Origin of the sequence: Pseudonocardia sp. EC080619-01 (assembly GCF_001420995.1) — a bacterium.
Classification (GTDB): Bacteria; Actinomycetota; Actinomycetes; order Mycobacteriales; family Pseudonocardiaceae; genus Pseudonocardia.
Window position 1 is genome coordinate 1,638,110 of sequence record NZ_CP012184.1, and the last position, 19,764, is coordinate 1,657,873.

Genomic DNA, 19,764 nt, shown 5'->3' on the forward strand with positions numbered 1-19,764 from the left:
GGAGGGTGATGGCGATGACGAGCGGAACGGCGGCCGGCGACCAGCACGGCATCCAGGAGGGTCACGGCGCACACGAGGGTCACGGCGGCCACGGCGGCCACGGCGGCCACGCCGCGATGTTCCGGGACCGTTTCGCGCTCACCCTGGTCCTGGCCGTCCCCGTCGTCGCGTTCAGCGAGATGGTCGGGATGCTGTTCGGCTACACCCCGCCGGCATGGTCGGTGTGGGTCCCGCCGGTCCTCGGCTCGGTGATCTTCTTCTGGGGCGGACGGCCGTTCCTCACCGGCGCCGTCACCGAGATCCGGACGCGCCGGCCCGGCATGATGCTGCTGATCGGCCTGGCGATCACCGTCGCCTACGTGGCCAGCCTGCTCAGCTCGCTCGGCATCGGCGGCCTGGACTTCTGGTGGGAGCTGGCGCTCCTCGTCGTGATCATGCTCCTGGGCCACTGGCTGGAGATGCGGGCGCTCGGCCAGGCCACCGGAGCGCTCGACGCCCTCGCCGCGCTGCTCCCCGACACCGCCGAGCGGATCGGGCCCGCCGGCGGCACCGAGTCCGTCTCCCCCGCCGATCTCGCGGTCGGCGACACCGTGCTCGTCCGGGCGGGCGGACGGGTCCCCGCCGACGGCACCGTCGTCGACGGCTCCGCCGAGGTCGACGAGTCGATGATCACCGGCGAGTCCCGGCCGGTCCCGCGGGAACGGGATGACCGGGTCGTCGCCGGGACCGTCGCGACCGACTCGTCACTGCGCGTACGGGTCGACGCGGTCGGCGAGGACACCGCGCTGTCGGGCATCCGCCGGCTGGTCGAGCGGGCGGCGGGGTCCCGGTCCCGCGCGCAGGCGCTCGCCGACCGCGCGGCCGCGCTGCTGTTCTGGTTCGCCGCCGGCGCGGGTGTGCTGACGTTCGCGGCGTGGACGCTGGCCGGCGACCTGCCCGGGGCCGTGACCCGCACGGTGACGGTGCTGGTGATCGCCTGCCCGCACGCGCTCGGCCTGGCGATCCCGCTGGTCGTCGCGATCTCGACGGCCCGCGCCGCGCGCGCCGGGATCCTCGTCACCGACCGGCTCGCGCTGGAGCGCACCCGCACCGTCGACACCGTGCTGTTCGACAAGACCGGCACGCTGACCACCGGCGCCCCGCACGTCGTCGGCGTCGCGGGTGAGGACGGCACCCTCGCGCTGGCCGCGGCCGTCGAGGCCGACAGCGAGCACCCGCTGGCCCGTGCGGTCGTCTCCGCGGCCGGCGGGCTCGTCGTGCCGGAGGCGCACGGGTTCCGCGCGCACACCGGGCGCGGGGTCACCGCGACCGTCGACGGCACGGAGGTCTCCGTCGGCGGCCCGGCCCTGCTGCGCGAACGGGGGATCGAGGTCCCCGCCGGCGTCGCCGCCACGACGGCCCCGTGGAGCCGGGACGGCGCCACCGTGCTGTACGTGGTGCGCGGGGGCGGTGGGGTGACCGGCGCGATCGGGCTCGCCGACACGGTCCGCCCCGAGTCGCGCGCCGCCGTCGGTGCGCTGCACGACCGCGGCGTCCGCGTCGTCATGGTCACCGGGGACGCCCGGCCGGTCGCCGAGGCGGTCGGCGTCGACCTCGGCGTCGACGAGGTGTTCGCCGAGGTCCTCCCGGACGGCAAGGACGACCGGGTCGCCGAGCTCCAGGACCGCGGCGCGGTCGTCGCGATGGTCGGGGACGGCGTCAACGACGCCCCCGCACTGGCCCGGGCCGACGTGGGCGTCGCGATCGGCGCGGGCACCGACGTCGCGATCTCCTCCGCCGGCGTCGTCCTGGCCTCGTCGGACCCGCGCGGCGTGCTGTCGGTGATCGAGCTGTCCCGGACCGGGTACCGGAAGATGCTGCAGAACCTGTGGTGGGCGGCCGGCTACAACCTGGTGTCGGTGCCGCTCGCCGCGGGCGTGCTGGCTCCGGTCGGGTTCGTGCTGCCGCCCGCGGTCGGCGCGGTGCTCATGAGCCTCTCGACGATCGTGGTGGCGCTCAACGCCCAGCTCCTCCGCCGGGTCGAGCTACGCCCCGAGCGGCTGGCCGGGTGAGGACCGCGGCGGCGCCGTCGTCCCGCGGACGACGAGCCGGGTGGGCAGCTCGACGCGCTCCGGCTCCGCGCCGCCGAGCGCGGTGAGCAGCGCCCGCGCGGCCAGCTCCCCCTGCCGCCGGACCGGCTGCCCGATGGTCGTCAGGTCGGCGACGGCGGCCATCTCGTGGTCGTCGAACCCGATCACCGAGATCTGGCCGGGCACGTCCACCCCGGCCCGGCGCAGCGTGCGGACCAGGCCGAGCGCCGCCTCGTCGGCCATCGCGAACACCGCCGTCGGCAGCCGGGGCAGCGAGAGCAGCGCCCCGGCCGCCGTGTCGCCGGCCTCGATGTCACCGCCCACCTCCAGCACCGGGCCGCGGGCGCGGCCGGACTCGGCGAGCGCGTCGGCCCAGCCGGCGTGGCGGGCCCGGGTGGTGACCCGGCCGCACGCCTCGTCCGGGTCGAACGAGACCAGCGCGACACCGTCGTGGCCGAGCCCGACCAGGTGCCGGACGGCCGCCCGGGCCCCGGCCCGGTCGTCGATCCCGATCCGCGGCCGGCCCGCCATCGTGTCGCCGACGGCGACGACCGGGACCCCGAGGTCGTCCAGCGCGGCCCGCTCCCCGTCGTCGACGGCGGACGCGACGACGATCAGGCCGTCGACCCGTCCGCGCACCGGGAGCGTCGCGAAGAAGTGCGCCCGCCCCGCGGGATCGCCGACGTTGTGCAGCTGCAGGGCGTGTCCCTCGGCGGACAGCACGGACTCGACCCCGGCGACGGCCTCGGCGAAGAACCAGCGGGTGGGGAACCGGGCGAGCACGGCCACGGTCAGACGGCGGGCCGGTGCCCGGTACCCGAGCGAGACCGCGGCCGACCGCACCCGCTGCCGGGTCTCGTCGGACACCGGGGTGCCCTCGCGCAGCGCGCGCGAGACCGTCGCCGGGGACACCCCGGCCAGCTGGGCCACCCGCCGGACACCCACCCGGCGGACGACCTCGTGCACCGGCTCGTCCGTCACGGGGGTCATCCTCCTCGGACCTCGACAGCGTTGCAACAGCGTGCAACAGTATGAAACATGACCGCCCACGCTCTCGACTGGTGGCGCAACGCCGTCGTCTACCAGGTCTACATCCGCAGCTTCGCCGACGGGAACGGCGACGGCACCGGCGACATCACCGGGCTCCGCGCGAAGCTCGACCACCTCGCGCGGCTCGGCGTCGACGCGATCTGGATCAACCCCTGGTACCCGTCGCCGCTGGCCGACGGCGGCTACGACGTCGCGGACTACCGGGCGATCAACCCGATGTTCGGCGACACCGCGCAGGCCGAGGCGCTGATCGCCGAGGCGCACGGGCGCGGCATCCGGGTGCTGCTCGACATCGTCCCCAACCACCACTCCGACCAGCACGCGTGGTTCCGCGCCGCACTCGACGCCGCGCCGGGCTCCCCCGAGCGGGCCCGCTACGTGTTCCGCGACGGCCGCGGGCCCGGCGGCGACGAGCCGCCGAACAACTGGCGGTCGATGTTCGGTGGACCGGCGTGGGAGCGCGTCCCGGACGGGCAGTGGTACCTGCACCTGTTCGACGTCACGCAGCCCGACGTCGACTGGGAGAACCCCGAGGTCCGCGCGGACTTCGAGGAGACGCTGCGGTTCTGGTTCGACCGGGGCGTCGACGGCTTCCGGATCGACGTCGCCAACTCGATGGTCAAGGAGCCGGGCCTGCCGGACCTCGTGGCGGGCGTCAACGACGTCCAGGACGGCGGCCACCCCTACCTCGACCGCGAGGGCGTGCACGAGGTCTACCGGTCGTGGCGCGCGATCGCCGACTCCTACGACCCGCCGAAGGTCTTCGTCGCCGAGGCGTGGGTGCCCGACCCCGTGCGGCTCGCGCGCTACCTGCGCCCGGACGAGCTGCAGACCGCGTTCGGCTTCAACTTCCTGACCGCGGCCTGGCTGGCCGACGACCTGCGCCGCAACATCGACGACGCGATCGCCGAGAACACCGCGGTCGGCGCTCCGGCGACCTGGGTGCTGTCCAACCACGACGTCTGCCGGCACCCGAGCCGGCTGGCCCGCAAGCCCGAGGCGGGCCGGGGCTGGAACCTCGACGACGTGCTCGAGCTCCCGGCCGACCCGGAGACCGGGCTGCGGCGGGCGCGGGCCGCGACCCTGCTGATGCTCGCCCTGCCCGGCACCGCGTACCTCTACCAGGGCGAGGAGTTCGGCCTGCCCGAGGTCGAGGACATCCCGGTCGAGAAGCTCGACGACCCCACCTGGGTGCTGTCCGGGCACACCAAGCGGGGTCGTGACGGGTGCCGCGTCCCGCTGCCCTGGGCCGCCGGCGAACCGTGGTTCGGCTTCGGGGGACCCGCCTGGCTCCCCCAGCCCGACGTCTTCGCCCGGCACGCGGCGGACGTCCAGGAGGCCGACCCGGACTCGGTGCTGCACCTGTACCGGGACGCCCTGGCGATCCGCAGGGCGCACCCGGCACTCGGCGGCGGGAGCCTGACCTGGCAGGACTCGCCGGAGGGCACCCTCGCGCTCAGCCGGACCTCCGACGAGGGCGATGGCGGGTTCACCGCACTGGTGAACGTGTCCTCCGCGCCGGTGTCACTGCCCGAGGACGCCGAGGTGATGCTGGCCAGCGGCCCGCTCACCCCGCGCGGCGAGGTCCCGGCCGACACCACCGTCTGGCTGCGCACCGCCTGACTCAGGCCACCACGGGCAGCCCGGAGAACCAGATCTCGCGCAGGGACCGCTCGGTCCAGCGCCAGACCCTGCGGGCGACGACCGGGTCGACGGCGTGGGCGGCCACCCCGCGCCCGGTCACCGGGTCCGCGGGACCGGCCTCGGCGAGGTCGGTGAAGTAGCGGCCGCTGATCCCGCCCACCAGCGGGGACGCGGCGAGCAGGGCGATCGTCGCGGCCCCGGCGTCCGGGTCGGTGCCGGGGTCCACGGCGTTGACCGAGATCCCGTCACCGGACCAGCGCCGGGCCGCCTCGACGGTGTGCAGCACCGCGGCGGTCCGCGACCGGGCGTGGGCCTCCTCCCGGTCGTACCGGGAGGACATGAACTGCGGGTCCTCGAGATCGAACTCCGCGAGCCGGTGCGCGGACGAGGTGACGTGCACGATCCGGGCACCGTCCACCGCGGTGAGGGCCCAGTGCAGGCCCGCGCTCAGCGAGGCGGGGCCGAGGTGGTTGACGGCGAGGTGCAGCTCCCACTCGTCGACGGTCCGGGTGAGCGGTGCACCCGCCACACCGGCGGCGTGCACGAGCATGTGGAGCGGGCCGTCCCAGAGCCGCACGAAGCGGGCGATCGAACGCTGGTCGGCGAGGTCGATCTCGCCGACGAGGACGTGCTCGTTGCCGGTCTCGGCGACGATCGCGGCGCGGGCGGCGGTACCGGCGTCGGCGTCGCGGACGGCCAGGGTGACCTCGGCGCCGGCGGCGGCCAGGGCGCGGGCGGCCGCCAGGCCGACGCCGGACGCGGCGCCGGTCACGACGGCGCGCCGCCCGGTCAGGTCGACGCCGTCGAGCACATCGGCGGCGGTGGGACCGGCGTGGACGACCTCGCCGGCGGTGGGCGGGACGGGGGCGATCGGGGATCGGGTGGTCGTGGACCGGAGGAACATGTGGGTGATCCCTTCTGTTCACCGGGGTACGCGGCGATCGGCGGCACTGCGCGGTGGCGTATCCGGGAGACAAAGAAACGGAGGACTCTCCGTATGACTCGGAACTCTATCCGGAGCGTCCTCCGCTTTGCAAGTCGTATCGTGGGGTCGATCGCGTTCGAGGAGGCACCTCATGGCCACCGGCACCGGCGGCACCGGCACCCGTCCCGCACTGCGGGCCGACGCCGCCCGCAACCGTGAACTGCTGCTCGCCGCAGCGGTCCGGGCGTTCACGGCGGAGAGCACCGGTGGCCCCGCACCCACGCTCGACGGCATCGCGAAGGACGCCGGCGTCGGCATCGGGACCCTCTACCGGCACTTCCCCAACCGGGACGCGCTGGTCGAGGCCGTCTACCGCAACGAGCTGGACCGGCTCTGCACGGCCGCGGGCGAGCTGCGCGCCGAACTGCCCGCCGACGAGGCGCTGCGGATGTGGATGGACCGCTTCGTCGACTACGTGATCACCAAGAAGCACCTGGCGGACTCGCTGCACGCGCTGGTCGCCTGCGGTCACAACCCGTTCGCGCAGAGCCGCGAGCGGATGATCGAGGCGGTGCGGTCGCTGCACGAGGCCGGCATCGCCGACGGCACGCTGCGGTCCGACGTGGACGCGGCGGACGTGCTGGTCGGGACCAGCGGGATCTGCATGGCGATCGCCGACCCGGAGGGCCGGAGCCAGGCCGGACGCCTGCTCGACCTGCTGGTCGACGGCCTCCGCACGCGCTGAGCCCACCACCGGGCGTGATCGTCCGGGCACGTAGGATCGGGACGGTTCCGGACACCGGGTCCGGATCGGCCTCGGAGGGACCATGGGCGAGCCGCTGCGGCGACGTCGCGAGCAGAGACCGGCCGTCACCGCGGCCCCGCCCGCGAGCCTCGTCGCCGCACCCGGGTACGGCGCCCGCCGGATGTACCAGGCGTATCTCGCCGCCTGGAACCGGCACGTCGACGCCGTGCTCACCGGGCCGCAGTTCGCCGTGCTGTCCGCGATCCGCGCCTACCCCGACTCCGACCAGAGCTCGCTCGCCGGCGCCGTCGCACTGGACACCTCGACGATGGCCGACGTCTGCCGCCGGATGGAGCGCCGCGGCCTGATCCTGCGCACCGAGTCGCCGCGCGACGCCCGCCGCAAGCTGCTGTCCCTCACCGACGACGGCGCCGCCGCGCTCGGGGAGGTGACCCGCCGTACCCGCCGGCTGGACCAGGAACTGCTCGCCGCCGTCCCGGAGGACCGTCGCGGCGAGATCGCCGGCCTGCTCAACACCCTCGGCGCGCACTGGGAGGCGGTCGCGGAACGCGACCCGCTCGACGACCCGGAGTGACCGCCGGACCGGCGTTCGTTAACAGGACGTCACCGCGCGTTGCGGTTCCGGTTCCACCTCGACCAAACTCTTGCGTATCCGGATAGTACGTGCTCGGATGACTTCTCGTGCGGGCTGCGTCACAGACGCCACGCGGCCCACCGGACGCGAGGAGGTACGTCGTGGCACCCAGCCAGTCCCTGGAGATCACGGTCGCCGGAGGCGGCCTGGGCGGGCTCACCGCCGCGCTGGCCCTGCGCCAGCAGGGCTTCCGGGTCACCGTGCTGGAGGCCGCTCCGCAGCTCGGGGAGGTGGGGGCCGGGATCCAGACCGCCCCGAACGCCAGCCGGGTGCTGATCGGTCTCGGCCTGCGGGCCGAGATGGAGCGGATCCACACCGCACCTCAGGACCAGGTCCGCCGGCGCTGGGCCGACGGCAGCGTCATCGCGCAGCTCCCGCTCGGGCGGTCGGTGGTCGACGCCTACGGCGCGCCCTACTGGCACTACCACCGGGCCGACCTGCACCGGATCCTGCTCGACGCCTGCCTCGACCCGGAGGGCCCGGGGCCGGTCGTCGACGTGCACACCGACGCGAAGGTCGTGGAGCTGGACCGCGGCGACGCCGCCAGGCCGGTCGCCGTCACCGCCCGCGGCGAGCGCTTCGCCGGTGACGTCGTGGTCGGCGCGGACGGCATCCGGTCGTCCGTCCGCGACCTCGCCGGGTTCGACGACTCCCTGGTCTTCTCCGGCGAGATGGCCTACCGGGCACTGATCCCGGGCGACCTGATCGCCGCCGACCCGGCCACCCGCTTCCTCGTCGACCGCTACCACTCGACGATCTGGTACGGCCCGGACAAGCACCTCGTGCACTACGTGGTGCGGCAGGGCGAGTTCCTGAACATCGTCGCGATCGTGCCCTGTTCGCCCCGGGTCGAGCGGGACTGGACGGCGCCGGCGTCGGCCGAGGAGATGGTCGAGGCCTTCTCCGACTGGGACGACCGCGTCCCGGCGATGCTGGCCAAGGCCAAGGACGACGTCGCCGCCTTCGCCCTCTACCGCCGCCGCCGGGACCCGGTGTGGGTCGACGGCCGGGTCGCCCTGCTCGGTGACGCCTGCCACGCGATGCTCCCCTACCAGGCCCAGGGCGCCTCCCAGGCGATGGAGGACGCGGCGGTGCTCGCCGAGGAGCTGGGCGCCGCCGGACGGTCCGGTGTGGACGGCGCGTTGACCCGCTACGTGCACCGCCGCGCCAAGCACGCCGGGATGGTGCAGGACGCATCGCTGCAGAACATGGCCTTCTACCACCTGCCCGACGGCCCCGAGCAGCGTGCGCGGGACGAGAAGCTCGCCCGCTTCGACGGTGAGTCCGACGTCTCCTACGACTGGCTCTGGCGCGGATCGCCGCTGCACGATCCCGACAACGAGGCCATCACCTACCAGTTCGCCCGCTGAGCTGCGTTCCCGCCACACACGACAGGAGTACCGACATGCAGACCAGGTCGTCCAGGACCTGCCCTGGCGGTGGAACGTCCAGGGGAAGATCTTCATCATCGGTGGCCTCGGCTACATGTTCGACGCGTGGGACGTCGCCCTCAACGGCTTCCTCACCCCGCTGCTCGGCACCGAGTTCGACCTCTCCACCGGGCAGCGCGGGCTGGTCGCCACGGCGAACCTGGTCGGCATGGCGGTCGGCGCCGTCGCGTTCGGCACGATCGCCGACCGGATGGGCCGCAAGCGCGCCTTCAGCATCACGCTGCTGATCTTCGCGTTGTTCTCGGTGCTCGGCGCGCTGTCGCCGAGCTGGGAGATCTTCCTGGCACTGCGGTTCCTGGCCGGTGTCGGCCTCGGTGGCTGCATCCCGGTCGACTACGCGATCGTCAGCGAGTTCTCACCACGCAAGCAACGCGGCAGGGTGCTCGCCGCGATGGACGGCTGGTGGCCGATCGGCACCACGCTGGCCGGGCTCTCGGCGACCCTGCTGGTCCCGGTCGAGGGCAACTGGCGCTGGATGCTCGCCCTGATGGTGCTGCCCGCGATCCTGCTGTTCTGGATCCGCCGCGGTGTCCCGGAGTCCCCACTGTACCTGGCCCGCACCGGCCGCGAGGCCGAGGCCCGCGTCGTCATCGACGACCTGGTCCGCCGCACCGGCGCCACCCCGGAGCCCTACGCGATCGCCGCCGTCGCCCCGGAGCCCGTCCGGTCCGGCCGGCGCGGCGTCGGTGCCGTCGCCGAGCAGCTGAAGCTGGTCTGGGCGTTCTCGCCGCGGATCACCGGCGTCGCGTGGTCGCTGTTCATCACGGTCATGGTCGTCTACTACGCCGCGCTGTCCTGGATGCCGTCGATCCTGCGCGCCCAGGGCATGGGCGAGGTCGCCGCGTTCGGCTCCACGACGGTGATGAACGCCGTCGGCATCCTCGGCGTGATCACCTCGGTGCTGCTGGTCGAGACGCTCGGCCGCAAGTGGGTCATCGGTATCGCGGCACCACTGGCCGCGCTGTCGCTGATCGTGTTCTCTCTGGTCATGGAGTCGTCGGCGGCGGCGATCGCGATGATCGCGGTGTTCGGGTTCTTCGCCCTGGTCGTCATCCCGGTCATGTACGCCTACGTCTCCGAGCTCTACCCGACCGAGCTGCGGGCGTCCGGGTTCGGCTGGGCGTCGTCGTCGAGCCGGGCGGTCACCGGGTTCGTCCCGCTGGTCTTCGGCAGCCTGCTGTGGCCGGTGCTGGGCCTCCCGCTGACCTTCACCCTGATGGGCCTGCTCGTCGTCGCCGCGGTGGTGTTCATGGCGCTCGGCGCGCCGGAGACCCGCGGCCGCGAGCTGGACAGGATCACCGGGACCGAGGAGCAGACCGACGCGCAGGTGGTGGAGAAGGCGTGAAACCCGCTCCCTTCACCTACCACCGGGCGTCGTCGGTCACCGGTGCGGTGGCCCTGCTCGGCGAGCTGGCCGAGGAGGAACCGAAGATCCTGGCCGGCGGGCAGAGCCTGGTCGCGATGATGAACTACCGGATGGCCCGCCCCGGGCACCTGGTCGACATCACCCACGTGCCCGGCCTGGCCGGGATCCGCCGTGACGGCGGCGCCCTGCGGATCGGTGCGCTGACCACCCACCGCGACGTCGAGAAGGCCGATCTCGGGCCGGACTTCGCGGTGCTGTCCCGGACCATGCGGTGGGTCGGCCACCTGCCGATCCGCACCCGGGGCACGGTGGGCGGCAGCATCGCCCACGCCGACGCGACGGCCGAGTGGTGCCTGCTCGCCGTCCTGCTGGACGCGGTGATCGTCGTCGAGGGCCCGGCCGGACGGCGCGACGTCGCCGCCGGCGGGTTCTTCCTCGGGCCCTTCACCACGGCGCTGGAGCCGGACGAGGTGATCGTCGAGATCGTCTTCCCGCGCCCGGCACCGCGCGCCGCGCTGACCGAGTACGCCGACCGGCGGGGCGACTTCGCCGTCGTCGCGGCGGGGGTGGACCTGGACACGGAGTCGGTCGTGCTGGGCGGGGTCGGTTCCGTGCCGGTCGCCGTCCGCCCGGCCGGCTCCCCCGGCGAGGTCGCGGACGGTCTCGACCTGCGCGACGAGCCGGGCGTCCCGGCGTCGTACCGGCGCGGGCTGGTCCGGACGCTCGTCGCCCGCGCACGGGAGGAGGTGCCCGATGCGTGAGCCCGGGTTCCGGACCGACGGGACGTGGGTCGGCGCGGACGTGCCGCGCCGCGAGGACCCGCGGCTGCTCGCCGGCCGCGGCCGGTTCGTCGACGACATCACGCTGCCGCGGATGCTGCACGCCGCGTTCGTCCGCAGCACCGAGGCGCACGCCCTGCTCACCTCGGTCGACCTCTCCGAGGTGCGCGGGGTGCCGGGCGTCGTCGCCGCGTTCGACGCCGCCGGCCTCGGTCTCGCCGACATCACCGCCCTGCTGGACCGGCCCGCCGAGGAGTTCACGCCGACGTCGATGCCGGTGCTGGCCCGCGACAAGGTGCGCTACGTCGGCGAGCCGGTCGCCGTCGTCCTCGCGACCGACCCGTACGCCGCCGAGGACGGCGTCGAGGCCGCGGTCGTCGACTATGAGCCGCTCGACCCGGTGGTGACCGAGACCGCCGCGCTCGCCGCGGCCGGTGCCCCGGTGCACGACGAGGCGCCGGGCAACGTGCTCGTCGACGTCTCGCTGTTCGCCACCGAGGGCATCGACGCCGTCTTCGACGCCGCCCACACGGTGGTGTCCGTCGAGGCCCGCACCGGGCGGCAGAACGCCCTGCCGCTGGAGACCCGCGGCGTCGTCGCCGACTGGGACGACCGCGACGAGCAGCTGCTCGTGCGCACCTGCACCCAGGTCCCGCACCAGGTCCGGACCGTCCTCGCCCGCTGTGCCGGGCTCGACGAGAAGCAGGTCCGGGTCACCGTGCCGGACATGGGCGGCGGGTTCGGGCAGAAGTGCGTCGTCGGCCGCGAGGAGATCGCCGCCGCGGCCGCCGCCCGCCGGCTGCGCCGGCCGGTGAAGTGGATCGAGGACCGCCGGGAGGCGCTGACCGCGAGCTTCCTCGCCCGCGAGCAGCACTACACGGCCCGGGCCGCGTTCGACGCCGACGGCGCGATCCTGGCGCTGGAGGCCGACGTCGTCTGCGACATGGGCGCCTACTCCTGCTACCCGTTCACCGCCGGGATCGAGCCCCTGATGGCGTCGGCCGAGATGCCCGGCGTCTACCGGGTCCCGGCCTACCGGGTCCGGGGCCGCGCGGTCACGACCAACAAGGCGCCGACCGCGCCGTACCGCGGGGTGTCCCGCCCGCAGTACGTGATGGTGATGGAGCGCCTGATGGAGCGCGCCGCCCGGTCGCTCGGGCTCGACGCGCTCGACGTCCGCCGCCGCAACCTGATCACCGAGTTCCCCTACCGCGGGATCAACAACATCACCTACGACCCCGGGTCCTACCTCGAGTCCCTCGACCTGTGCGAGCGGGTGCTGCGCGACGAGGGCTGGCACCGCCACACCGAGCCCGGCCGCGTCGTCGGGATCGGGTACTCCTGCTTCTCCGAGCGCACCGGCTACGGCTCGGGCGCCTTCGCCCAGCGGAAGATGCAGGTCGTGCCCGGCTTCGACCTCTCCCAGATCACGATGGACCTCGACGGGACCGTGTCGGTCACCACCGGCACGCTGTCGCACGGCCAGAGCCACGAGACGACGTTCGCCCAGATCGTCGCCGACCGGCTCGGGGTGCCCTACGACAAGGTCAAGATCGTGCAGGGTGACACCGACCGGATCACCTACGGCTGGGGCTCGTTCGCGTCCCGCTCGGTCACCATCGGCGGCTCCGCGGCGTCGGCCGCCGCGGTGAAGCTCGGCGACCAGCTCCGCGCGCTGGCCGCGCACCTGGCCGGGGTCGACGTCGACACCTGCGAGCTCGACGGCCGCGGCGGCGTCCGCGCCGCTGACCGCACGCTGCCCTTCACCGAGCTCGCCGAGGTCGCCTACCTGCGGTCGCACCTGCTGCCCAAGGACGTCGGCCCCGGGCTGACGGCGACGGCGAGCTTCGACGTCGGCGGCGACGGCACGTTCTCCAACGCCACCCACGGCTGCGTGGTCGCGCTCGACCCCGGCACCGGCGGCGTCGAGATCCTCCGCTACGTGTGCGTGGAGGACTGCGGCGTCGCGATCCACCCGCGGGTCGTGGAGGGCCAGGCCCGCGGCGGCATCGCCCAGGGCATCGCCGGTGCGCTGTTCGAGGAGGTCCTCTACGACGAGGCCGGCCAGCCGCTGGCGCCGAGCTTCATGGAGTACAAGGTGCCGACCGCCGCCGAGATCCCGGACGTGCGGATCGAGCACCTCGAGACGCCGTGCGCGTTCACCGCGAACGGGGCGAAGGGCGCCGGCGAGGGTGGCACGATCGGCGCGCCGGCCGCCGTCCTCAACGCCGTCAACGACGCCCTGCGCGGCACCGGCGTCGAGCTGGACTCCACCCCGATCCCCCGGCACGCGATCTTCGCGGCTCTCGCGCCGCACGAGGAGGCGTCATGACCGACGTGCAGCTGGTCGAGCTGACCGTCAACTCCGAGCGCCACGAGCTGGCGATCCCGCCGCGCCGCACCCTCGCCGACGTGCTGCGCCACGACCTCGGCCTCACCGGCACGCACGTCGGCTGCGAGCACGGCATCTGCGGGGCGTGCACCGTCCTCGTCGACGGCCGCCCCGCGCGCGCCTGCCTGCTGTTCGCCGCGCAGGTCGAGAACGCGGAGATCCGCACCGTCGAGTCGCTGGCGGGCCCCGACGGCGAGCTGTCGGACCTGCAGCGCTGCTTCGGCGAGCACCACGGGCTGCAGTGCGGGTTCTGCACCCCCGGCTTCCTGATGCTCGCCGAGGGGTTCCTCGCCGAGGAGCCCGGCGCGACCCGCGAGGAGATCCGCGAGGTCGTCGCCTCGAACCTCTGCCGGTGCACCGGCTACCAGACCGTCGTGGACGCGGTCGACGACTGCGCGTCCCGCCGCCGTGCGAGCCTCCAGGCCGCACTCGACACCGCAGGGAGCACCCGTTGAGTCTGCACGGAGAGTCCACCGACGCCACCTACTCGCGCGCCGGGTTCGGGGCCGAGACCCGCCGGGGGCCGCGGCCCGCCGTCGTCGTCGTCGACCTGACGGCCGGGTTCACCGACCCGGCGTACCCGACCGGGGCGGACCTGACCGACGTCGTCGCGGCGACGTCGTCGCTGGTCGAGGCGGCCCGGGCGGCCGGGGCCCCGGTCGTCTGGACGACCATCGCCTTCTCCCCCGCCGAGCTCGACACGCTGCCGTGGCTGGTGAAGGTGCCGGGCATGCGCGGGCTCGCCGAGGGCTCGCCGTCGGTCGCGCTCGACACCCGGCTGCCGGTCGGCGAGCGCGACCACGTGCTCACCAAGAAGGGTGCCTCGGCGTTCTTCGAGACCGGTCTCGCCGCGTTCCTCACCGCGGCCGGGGTGGACACCGTGCTGGTCTGCGGCGCCACCACCAGCGGCTGCGTGCGCGCCACCGCCGTCGACGCGGTGCAGTCCGGGTTCGGTGTGCTCGTCCCGCGCGAGTGCGTCGGCGACCGGGCCGACGGCCCGCACGAGGCCAACCTGTTCGACATCGGAGCGAAGTACGGCGACGTGATCTCCCTCGGCGACGCGCTCGGGTACCTGAAGGAGATCGCATGACCCCGACGACGGCGACGCTCACCACCCGCCAGGTCCGCCAGGACGCGCTGGCCGACCTCGCCGACGTGCCCGCCGTGTCCCGCTGGGTGCGCAACGGCGACGTCCGCCTGCACCTGCTCGACTACTGCGGCCCCGGGGTCCCCGTGCTCGTCCTGCCCGGCATCACCAGCCCGGCGGTCACGATGGACTTCGTCGCGCGCGAGCTCACCGACGGCTTCCGCCCGGTGGTGCTCGACGTCCGCGGCCGTGGCCTGTCCGACACCGGCACCTCGTGGACGCTCGACGACTACGCGGGCGACGTGCTCGCCGTCCTGGAGGGGCTCGGCCTCGGGTCCGAGACGATCCTGTTCGGACACTCCATGGGCGCCCGGATCGCCGCCGTCGCCGCGACACGGCGCCCGGTCCGCGGCGCGGTGCTGGTCGACCCGCCGCTGTCCGGGCCCGGCCGCGACCCGTACCCGACGACCCTGGAGGCGTTCCTCGGGCAGCTGCACGAGGCGCAGCGCGGCACCGACGCCGACGAGGTCGCCCGCGCCTGGCCGCGCTGGCCGCGGGCGGAGCAGGAGCTGCGGGCACGGTGGCTCTCGTCCTGCGACGAGGCCGCGATCCGCGCGACCCACGCCGGGTTCGAGAGCGAGGACTTCTTCACCGCGTGGCCGGAGGTCCCCGGGCCGGTCACCGTCCTGTACGGCGACGGCTCCCCCGTGGTCCCCGCCGCCGGGGTCGCCGAGATCGGCGCGGCGAACCCGGCCGCCCGGCTCGCCGGCGTCCCGGACGCCGGGCACATGGTGTTCTGGGACAACCCGCCCGCGGCACTGACTCTGCTGCGCGAGGCGCTGGAGCACGCCGCCGGCTGAGCCGGTCCCCGCCGCACGGCACGCCGTGCACCCGTCACACCGACCGCCGGGTGCATGGCGTGCCGTTCGGGCGTCGGCTCGGTGTTCGGCGCGGTGCCCGGCGCGGTGCCCGGCCGTCGTGCCGGGCCGGGGACGGCGGGATTACCGTGGCCGGGTGCGTCCCCGAACCCGATCCGGCCGTCGCGTGTCCGTCCGGGCCGCCACCGTCGCGGTGGCGGCCCTCCTCGTGCTCGCCGGGTGCGGGACCGGCCCGGCGACCACCCGGACCACCACCGGCGAGGGCACGAGTGCCTCCGACCGCGTCGGCGCCCCCGGCCTCGACGCCCTGCGCACCAAGTTCCGGTTCTTCGCCGAGGACACCTGCTTCGACGGCGACCCGGCGCAGGTCTTCCCGCGCTGCGGGCGGTTCGTCACCGAGATCCGCAACGTCGTCGGGCAGGTCCGCCGGGACGCGCCCGCCGCGGCCCCGCAGGCCGACGCCACCGAGGCGGCCGTCGACCGGTTCACCGCGGGCTGCGCGACCGATCCGGGCACGGTCGGCGGCGGCGACCCGGCCACCTGCGGCCCCGCCTTCCGCGAGGTGCAGGAGGCCGTGCAGGGCATGGCGACCGCGGTCGGTGCCCCCGGCTGATCCGCCTCAGGCGGTGAGCAGCGCGTCCACCTCGGCCCGGGTCGGGGCCGTCGCCGGGCCGTGCCGGGTCACGGCGAGCGCCGCGGCGGCGTTCGCCCGGCGCGCGGCGACGGCCCACCCGGCGCCGCGCAGCAGCTCGGCGGCGAGAACCCCGCAGTGCGCGTCCCCGGCCCCGTTGGTGTCGACCGCCCGCACGGACGGCGCCGGGACCTGCTCGGCCCGCCCGTCCCGGACCAGCACGCAGCCCGCGGCGCCGTCGCGCACCACGACCACCGCACCGTCCGGGAGCCGCCGGGCGAGCTCGCGGCCCGCGGCGGTGGCATCCGGTTCACCGGACAGCAGCTTCGCCTCCCGGGCGTTGCAGCTGAGCACCCCGGTCGCCGCGAGCATCCGGGCCCACGTCCCGGCCGGGACGTCGCCGACCAGCGGTCCGGGATCGAGCAGCACGGTGCCGGCGGTGTCCGCCGCAGCCTCCACGACCTGGGCGGCCTTGTCCGGGACGAGCAGGCTGTAGCCGGACACGTAGAGCACGTCGTCCGGTCCGGTCGGCGGCAGCCCGCCCGCCAGGCCGGACTCCACGCCGCTGCCGGTCACGAACGTCCGCTCACCGGACGGCTCGACCAGCGTCACGCAGATCCCGGTGTCGCCACCGGCGTCGGGCGGTGCCGCGACCTGCACGCCCTCGGCGGCCAGCGCCGCCCGGACCAGCTCGCCGCGGGGCCCGGTGCCGTGGCCACCGGCGTAGAGCACCGGGGCACCGGCCCGGGCGGCCGCGGCGACGACGTTGAACCCGCCCCCGGGCAGCATCGCGGTGTCCGAGGCCATGACGTCCCCGCCCGGCGGCGGCAGCGCGGGCACCCGCATGACCAGGTCGACGAGCACCTGGCCGGTGTGCACCAGCCGGCCGCTCACCGCGGCTCCCGGGACCCGCCGAGCAGCGCGTACGCCCCGGCCGCCACGACGAAGGTGATCACCCAGGCCAGCCCGTTCTCACCGAACCAGGTCCCGGCCAGCGGCCCGGTGAACCACGGCTGCGACGAGGGACCGACGGTCGCGAACAGGTACCCGGCGACGATCGCGAGCGCCCAGGCCGTGGTCGCCCGCGGCTCGATCCCGGCGCGGTACCAGTAGCGGCTGGTGCGCCCGGTGTCCATCAGCGCGTCCGGGTCGTAGTGGGTGCGCCGCAGCATGTCGACCGCGAACACCCCGACCCACGCGGTGATCGGCACGGCCAGCGCGCTGATGAAGGCGATGAAGGGCGTGTAGAAGCCGTCGGCGACGAGCATGAAGTAGATCGCCCCGGCGAACGTCACCAGCACGTCGACGACGACCGCGTACACCCGCGGGAGCCGCACGCCGAGGGTCAGGGTGGTGAGCCCGGCCGAGTACACCGAGAGGTGGTTGGAGAGCAGCAGGCCGCCGAACGCGGCGACCAGGTACGGGATCGCCATCCAGGCCGGGAGGAGGTCGCGGATCGCGGCGACCGGGTCACCGGCCTCGGCGAGCGCGGGATCACCGGCGGCGAGCAGGCTGCCCAGCGAGATCAGCAGCACCAGCGGGATCCCGGCACCGGCGGCCGCCGACAGCACGAGCGACCCGGCCCGCACCGACGGCGACTGGTAGCGGGACATGTCGGCCGAGGCGTTCGCCCAGCCGATGCCCGTCCCGGCGGCGATCACGCCGACCGCGGCCACCACCGCACCGGTGGGCGCGGGCGTCGCCGCGGCGACGGCCGTCCAGTCCACGGTGGCCACCAGGAAGCCGCCGACCAGGATGTTCAGCGCCCCGAACACCCAGGTCGCCCAGCGCTGGACGGCCACCAGCACGCCGTGCCCGAGCCCGGCGACCAGCACCGTGCAGAGCACGAACACCGCGATGCAGGCGATCATGATCACCGGATGGTCCTTCGCCGCCGGGCTGGTACCCGCGACGATGGTGACCAGCGAGAGCAGGGCGAACGCGGCCGTCGTCGTGTTGACGGTCTCCCAGCCGAGCCGGGAGAGCAGCGACACCAGCGTCGGGCCGATGTTGCCCCGCACACCGAACACGGCCCGGGACAGCGTCAGTCCGGGGGCGCCGCCGCGGCGGCCCGCGATCGAGACCGCGCCGACGATGGCGAACGACCCGACCGCGCCCAGCACGGCGGCGATCACCGCCTGCCAGACCGTGAGCCCGGACGCGACCAGCGTCGCCCCCAGCGGGAGGCCGAGGATCGAGATGTTGGCGGCGAACCAGACCCAGAAGAGCTCGCCCGGACGCCCGTGCCGCTCGGCGACGGGGACGGGCTCGATGCCGCGGGTCTCGAGCGCTCCGCCGGCGGTACCGGCGTCGGTCTCGGTGGTACCGGTGGCCATGGCGGCCTCCTATCGGGCGGTGGACCGGAGGTGGAGCAGCCCCGCGACCACGTCGTCGAGGGGGTCGAGCAGCGGTGCGTTGACCCGGCGCACGGTCGCGACGAGATCGGTGGGCAGGCCCGCGGCACCGTGCACCGCGCCGAGGACGGCGCCGCAGATCGCGGCGACCGTGTCGGTGTCCCCGCCCAGCGACGCGGCGGTGACCAGCGCGGCCCGCGGGTCGTCACCGAGTGCTGCGGCCAGGCCGAACGCGGCGACGACCGACTCGGTGGCCGTCACCGAGGTCCCGACGACACCGGCGACGGCGTCGGCGAGGGCGTCCGGGGCGAGCCCGGGCAGCATCCGGCGGGCGACCACCAGCCGGTCGGCGACCGAGGCACCGGCCGCCCACCCGCCGCGGCCGGCACCGGCCCGGGCCGCGTCCACCGCGGCGTCCAGCGCGGCGGGGAGCCCCGCACCGGACACCGCGGTGGAGACCGCGGCGGCGACCGCCGCGGCGGCGGCGATCCCGGGCGCGGTGTGGTGGGTGACGACCGCGGACTCCACGACGGCGTCGAGCAGCCGCGCCCCGGTGCAGGCGATGCCGACGGGGGCGACCCGCATCGCGGCGCCGTTGGTGACACCGTCGCGGCCGGCCCGCTCGGGGGACTCGCCGTCGGCGAGCCGGGTCAGCGCGAGCTTCGTGGAGGGGCCGAGCAGGTCCCGTGACCCGCGCCGGATCATCTCCTGCTCCCAGTCCTCGAGCGCGGCCGCGAACACCCGCGGCGGCACCCGCCCGTCGTGGGCGACGAGGATCCGGGCGAGCAGCAGGGCCTGCTCGGTGTCGTCGGTGACGGTCCCGGCGGGGAGCTTCGGGGCGATCGGCTGGTCGTCGGCGCCGTCGAGGAGCCGGTCGACGACGCCGTAGCGCTCCGCGATCGCCTCCCGCGACATCGACTGGGTCGGCATGCCGAGCGCGTCGCCGACGGCGAGGCCGAGCAGCGCGCCGAGCGCGCGGTCGTGCTCGCCGCTCACCGGGCGTCCCCGGCCGTCGTGGTGCCGCCGAACGCGAGGTGGAACCGGAAGCGCTGCGGGTCGAGGAGGCTGACGACGTGCTCGGCGAGCGCGCCGTCGGCGGTGCGGGTGACCCGCACCGCCCGCAGGAACAGCTCGCCCGGCGTCCGTTCGAGGCGGACGGCGTCGGCGGCGTCGAGGGGTTCCGCCGAGATCCACTGCTCGCCGCCGGCGCCGTGCAGGCCGGCCGCGGCGAGGGTGGCGGTGATGGAGCCGTCGACGAGGCCGCGGTCCGGGAGCCCGGCGAGCGCTCCGCCCGCCGGGAGCGACGCGGTCTCCAGCGAGACGGGGCGGCCGTCGGCGCGCCGCAGCCGCCGGACGGTGACCAGCGGTCCCTCGCGCTCCGCGACGGCCGGGTCGCCGCCCGCGGTGATGCCGAGCAGCTCGGTGGTGACCTCGGCGCCCGCACCGGCGAGCGCGCGGGCCCAGCCGACCTGCTGGTCGAGCGGCGCCCCGTCGAAGGTGACGAACGAGCCGACCCCGGTCTCGGTGGCGATGAGGTCGCGACGCTGGAGCTCGGCGAGCGCACTGCGCACGGTCCCGCGGGACACCTCGTAGGTCTGCGCGAGCTGGTTCTCCCCCGGCAGGCGCTCGCCGTGCACAAGCAGGCCGGAACGGATCCGGCCGGTCAGGTCCGCGACGAGCCGGGCCCGCTTGCCCCGGCCACCCTGTTCAGACATGTACAAACATGTACAGCACGATG

18 protein-coding genes are annotated in these 19,764 nt (G+C 75.0%); 12 read left to right on the forward strand and 6 right to left on the reverse strand.

Annotation, left to right across the window (positions count from 1 at the left end; translation table 11 throughout):
• Positions 1-14 precede the first annotated feature (14 nt).
• On the forward strand, positions 15-2,051 hold the full coding sequence (locus AD017_RS07530) for a copper-translocating P-type ATPase (protein ID WP_060576284.1): 2,037 nt from the start codon (positions 15-17) through the stop codon (positions 2,049-2,051).
• Here AD017_RS07530 and AD017_RS07535 read toward each other — a convergent pair.
• Complete coding sequence (locus tag AD017_RS07535; RefSeq protein WP_060573715.1) at positions 2,025-3,059, reverse strand: LacI family DNA-binding transcriptional regulator; 1,035 nt, start codon at positions 3,057-3,059, stop codon at positions 2,025-2,027. The genes AD017_RS07530 and AD017_RS07535 overlap by 27 nt on opposite strands.
• A gap of 48 nt (positions 3,060-3,107) precedes the next feature.
• On the opposite strand from AD017_RS07535, the gene AD017_RS07540 reads away from it, so the two are divergent.
• Positions 3,108-4,742 (forward strand): glycoside hydrolase family 13 protein, encoded by a 1,635-nt coding sequence (locus AD017_RS07540; protein WP_060573717.1) that lies wholly within the window; start codon positions 3,108-3,110, stop codon positions 4,740-4,742.
• Between the two features lies 1 nt (position 4,743).
• On the opposite strand, the gene AD017_RS07545 is transcribed toward AD017_RS07540, so the two are convergent.
• Complete coding sequence (locus AD017_RS07545; RefSeq protein ID WP_060573719.1) at positions 4,744-5,667, reverse strand: SDR family NAD(P)-dependent oxidoreductase; 924 nt, start codon at positions 5,665-5,667, stop codon at positions 4,744-4,746.
• A gap of 172 nt (positions 5,668-5,839) precedes the next feature.
• Between AD017_RS07545 and AD017_RS07550 the strand changes: the two genes are divergently transcribed.
• The 10 genes from AD017_RS07550 (at position 5,840) to AD017_RS07595 (ending at position 15,654) form a co-directional block, all read left to right on the forward strand.
• The gene (locus tag AD017_RS07550) at positions 5,840-6,433 is read left to right on the forward strand and encodes a TetR/AcrR family transcriptional regulator (protein ID WP_010223919.1); all 594 of its coding nucleotides are present in this window, start codon (positions 5,840-5,842) and stop codon (positions 6,431-6,433) included.
• Between the two features lie 82 nt (positions 6,434-6,515).
• Positions 6,516-7,028, forward strand: coding sequence for a MarR family winged helix-turn-helix transcriptional regulator (locus tag AD017_RS07555; protein WP_060573721.1), 513 nt, complete (start codon positions 6,516-6,518; stop codon positions 7,026-7,028).
• Positions 7,029-7,189: 161 nt separating this feature from the next.
• Positions 7,190-8,458, forward strand: coding sequence for an FAD-dependent monooxygenase (locus AD017_RS07560; protein ID WP_060573723.1), 1,269 nt, complete (start codon positions 7,190-7,192; stop codon positions 8,456-8,458).
• A gap of 115 nt (positions 8,459-8,573) precedes the next feature.
• A complete protein-coding gene (locus AD017_RS07565; RefSeq protein ID WP_227012688.1) occupies positions 8,574-9,884 on the forward strand; it encodes an MFS transporter in 1,311 nt (436 codons plus the stop codon).
• The gene (locus tag AD017_RS07570; RefSeq protein WP_010223925.1) at positions 9,881-10,666 is read left to right on the forward strand and encodes a xanthine dehydrogenase family protein subunit M; all 786 of its coding nucleotides are present in this window, start codon (positions 9,881-9,883) and stop codon (positions 10,664-10,666) included. Before AD017_RS07565 ends, AD017_RS07570 begins: the two co-directional genes overlap by 4 nt.
• The gene (locus AD017_RS07575; RefSeq protein ID WP_060573725.1) at positions 10,659-13,016 is read left to right on the forward strand and encodes a xanthine dehydrogenase family protein molybdopterin-binding subunit; all 2,358 of its coding nucleotides are present in this window, start codon (positions 10,659-10,661) and stop codon (positions 13,014-13,016) included. The genes AD017_RS07570 and AD017_RS07575 overlap by 8 nt, the downstream gene beginning before the upstream one ends.
• Complete coding sequence (locus AD017_RS07580; protein WP_010223929.1) at positions 13,013-13,531, forward strand: (2Fe-2S)-binding protein; 519 nt, start codon at positions 13,013-13,015, stop codon at positions 13,529-13,531. The genes AD017_RS07575 and AD017_RS07580 overlap by 4 nt, the downstream gene beginning before the upstream one ends.
• The gene (locus AD017_RS07585; RefSeq protein ID WP_060573727.1) at positions 13,528-14,166 is read left to right on the forward strand and encodes an isochorismatase family protein; all 639 of its coding nucleotides are present in this window, start codon (positions 13,528-13,530) and stop codon (positions 14,164-14,166) included. The genes AD017_RS07580 and AD017_RS07585 overlap by 4 nt, the downstream gene beginning before the upstream one ends.
• Entirely contained in the window at positions 14,163-15,023 is an 861-nt protein-coding gene (locus AD017_RS07590) for an alpha/beta fold hydrolase (protein WP_060573729.1), read from the forward strand. Before AD017_RS07585 ends, AD017_RS07590 begins: the two co-directional genes overlap by 4 nt.
• A gap of 154 nt (positions 15,024-15,177) precedes the next feature.
• Positions 15,178-15,654 carry a hypothetical protein gene (locus tag AD017_RS07595; protein WP_139317005.1) on the forward strand — a complete coding sequence of 159 codons (477 nt, stop codon included), beginning with the start codon at positions 15,178-15,180 and terminating at the stop codon, positions 15,652-15,654.
• 6 nt (positions 15,655-15,660) lie between these two features.
• Here the strand turns inward: AD017_RS07595 and AD017_RS07600 are convergent, their stop codons facing one another.
• Genes AD017_RS07600 through AD017_RS07615 form a run of 4 tightly spaced genes read right to left on the reverse strand, consistent with a single transcriptional unit; the run spans position 15,661 to position 19,741 of the window.
• Positions 15,661-16,566 carry a PfkB family carbohydrate kinase gene (locus AD017_RS07600; protein ID WP_060573733.1) on the reverse strand — a complete coding sequence of 302 codons (906 nt, stop codon included), beginning with the start codon at positions 16,564-16,566 and terminating at the stop codon, positions 15,661-15,663.
• Positions 16,563-18,008 (reverse strand): cytosine permease, encoded by a 1,446-nt coding sequence (locus AD017_RS07605; protein WP_060573735.1) that lies wholly within the window; start codon positions 18,006-18,008, stop codon positions 16,563-16,565. Before AD017_RS07605 ends, AD017_RS07600 begins: the two co-directional genes overlap by 4 nt.
• Before the next feature lie 9 nt (positions 18,009-18,017).
• On the reverse strand, positions 18,018-19,022 hold the full coding sequence (locus AD017_RS07610) for an ADP-ribosylglycohydrolase family protein (RefSeq protein ID WP_060573737.1): 1,005 nt from the start codon (positions 19,020-19,022) through the stop codon (positions 18,018-18,020).
• Positions 19,019-19,741 (reverse strand): GntR family transcriptional regulator, encoded by a 723-nt coding sequence (locus tag AD017_RS07615; protein ID WP_060573738.1) that lies wholly within the window; start codon positions 19,739-19,741, stop codon positions 19,019-19,021. Before AD017_RS07615 ends, AD017_RS07610 begins: the two co-directional genes overlap by 4 nt.
• Between the last annotated feature and the right edge of the window lie 23 nt (positions 19,742-19,764).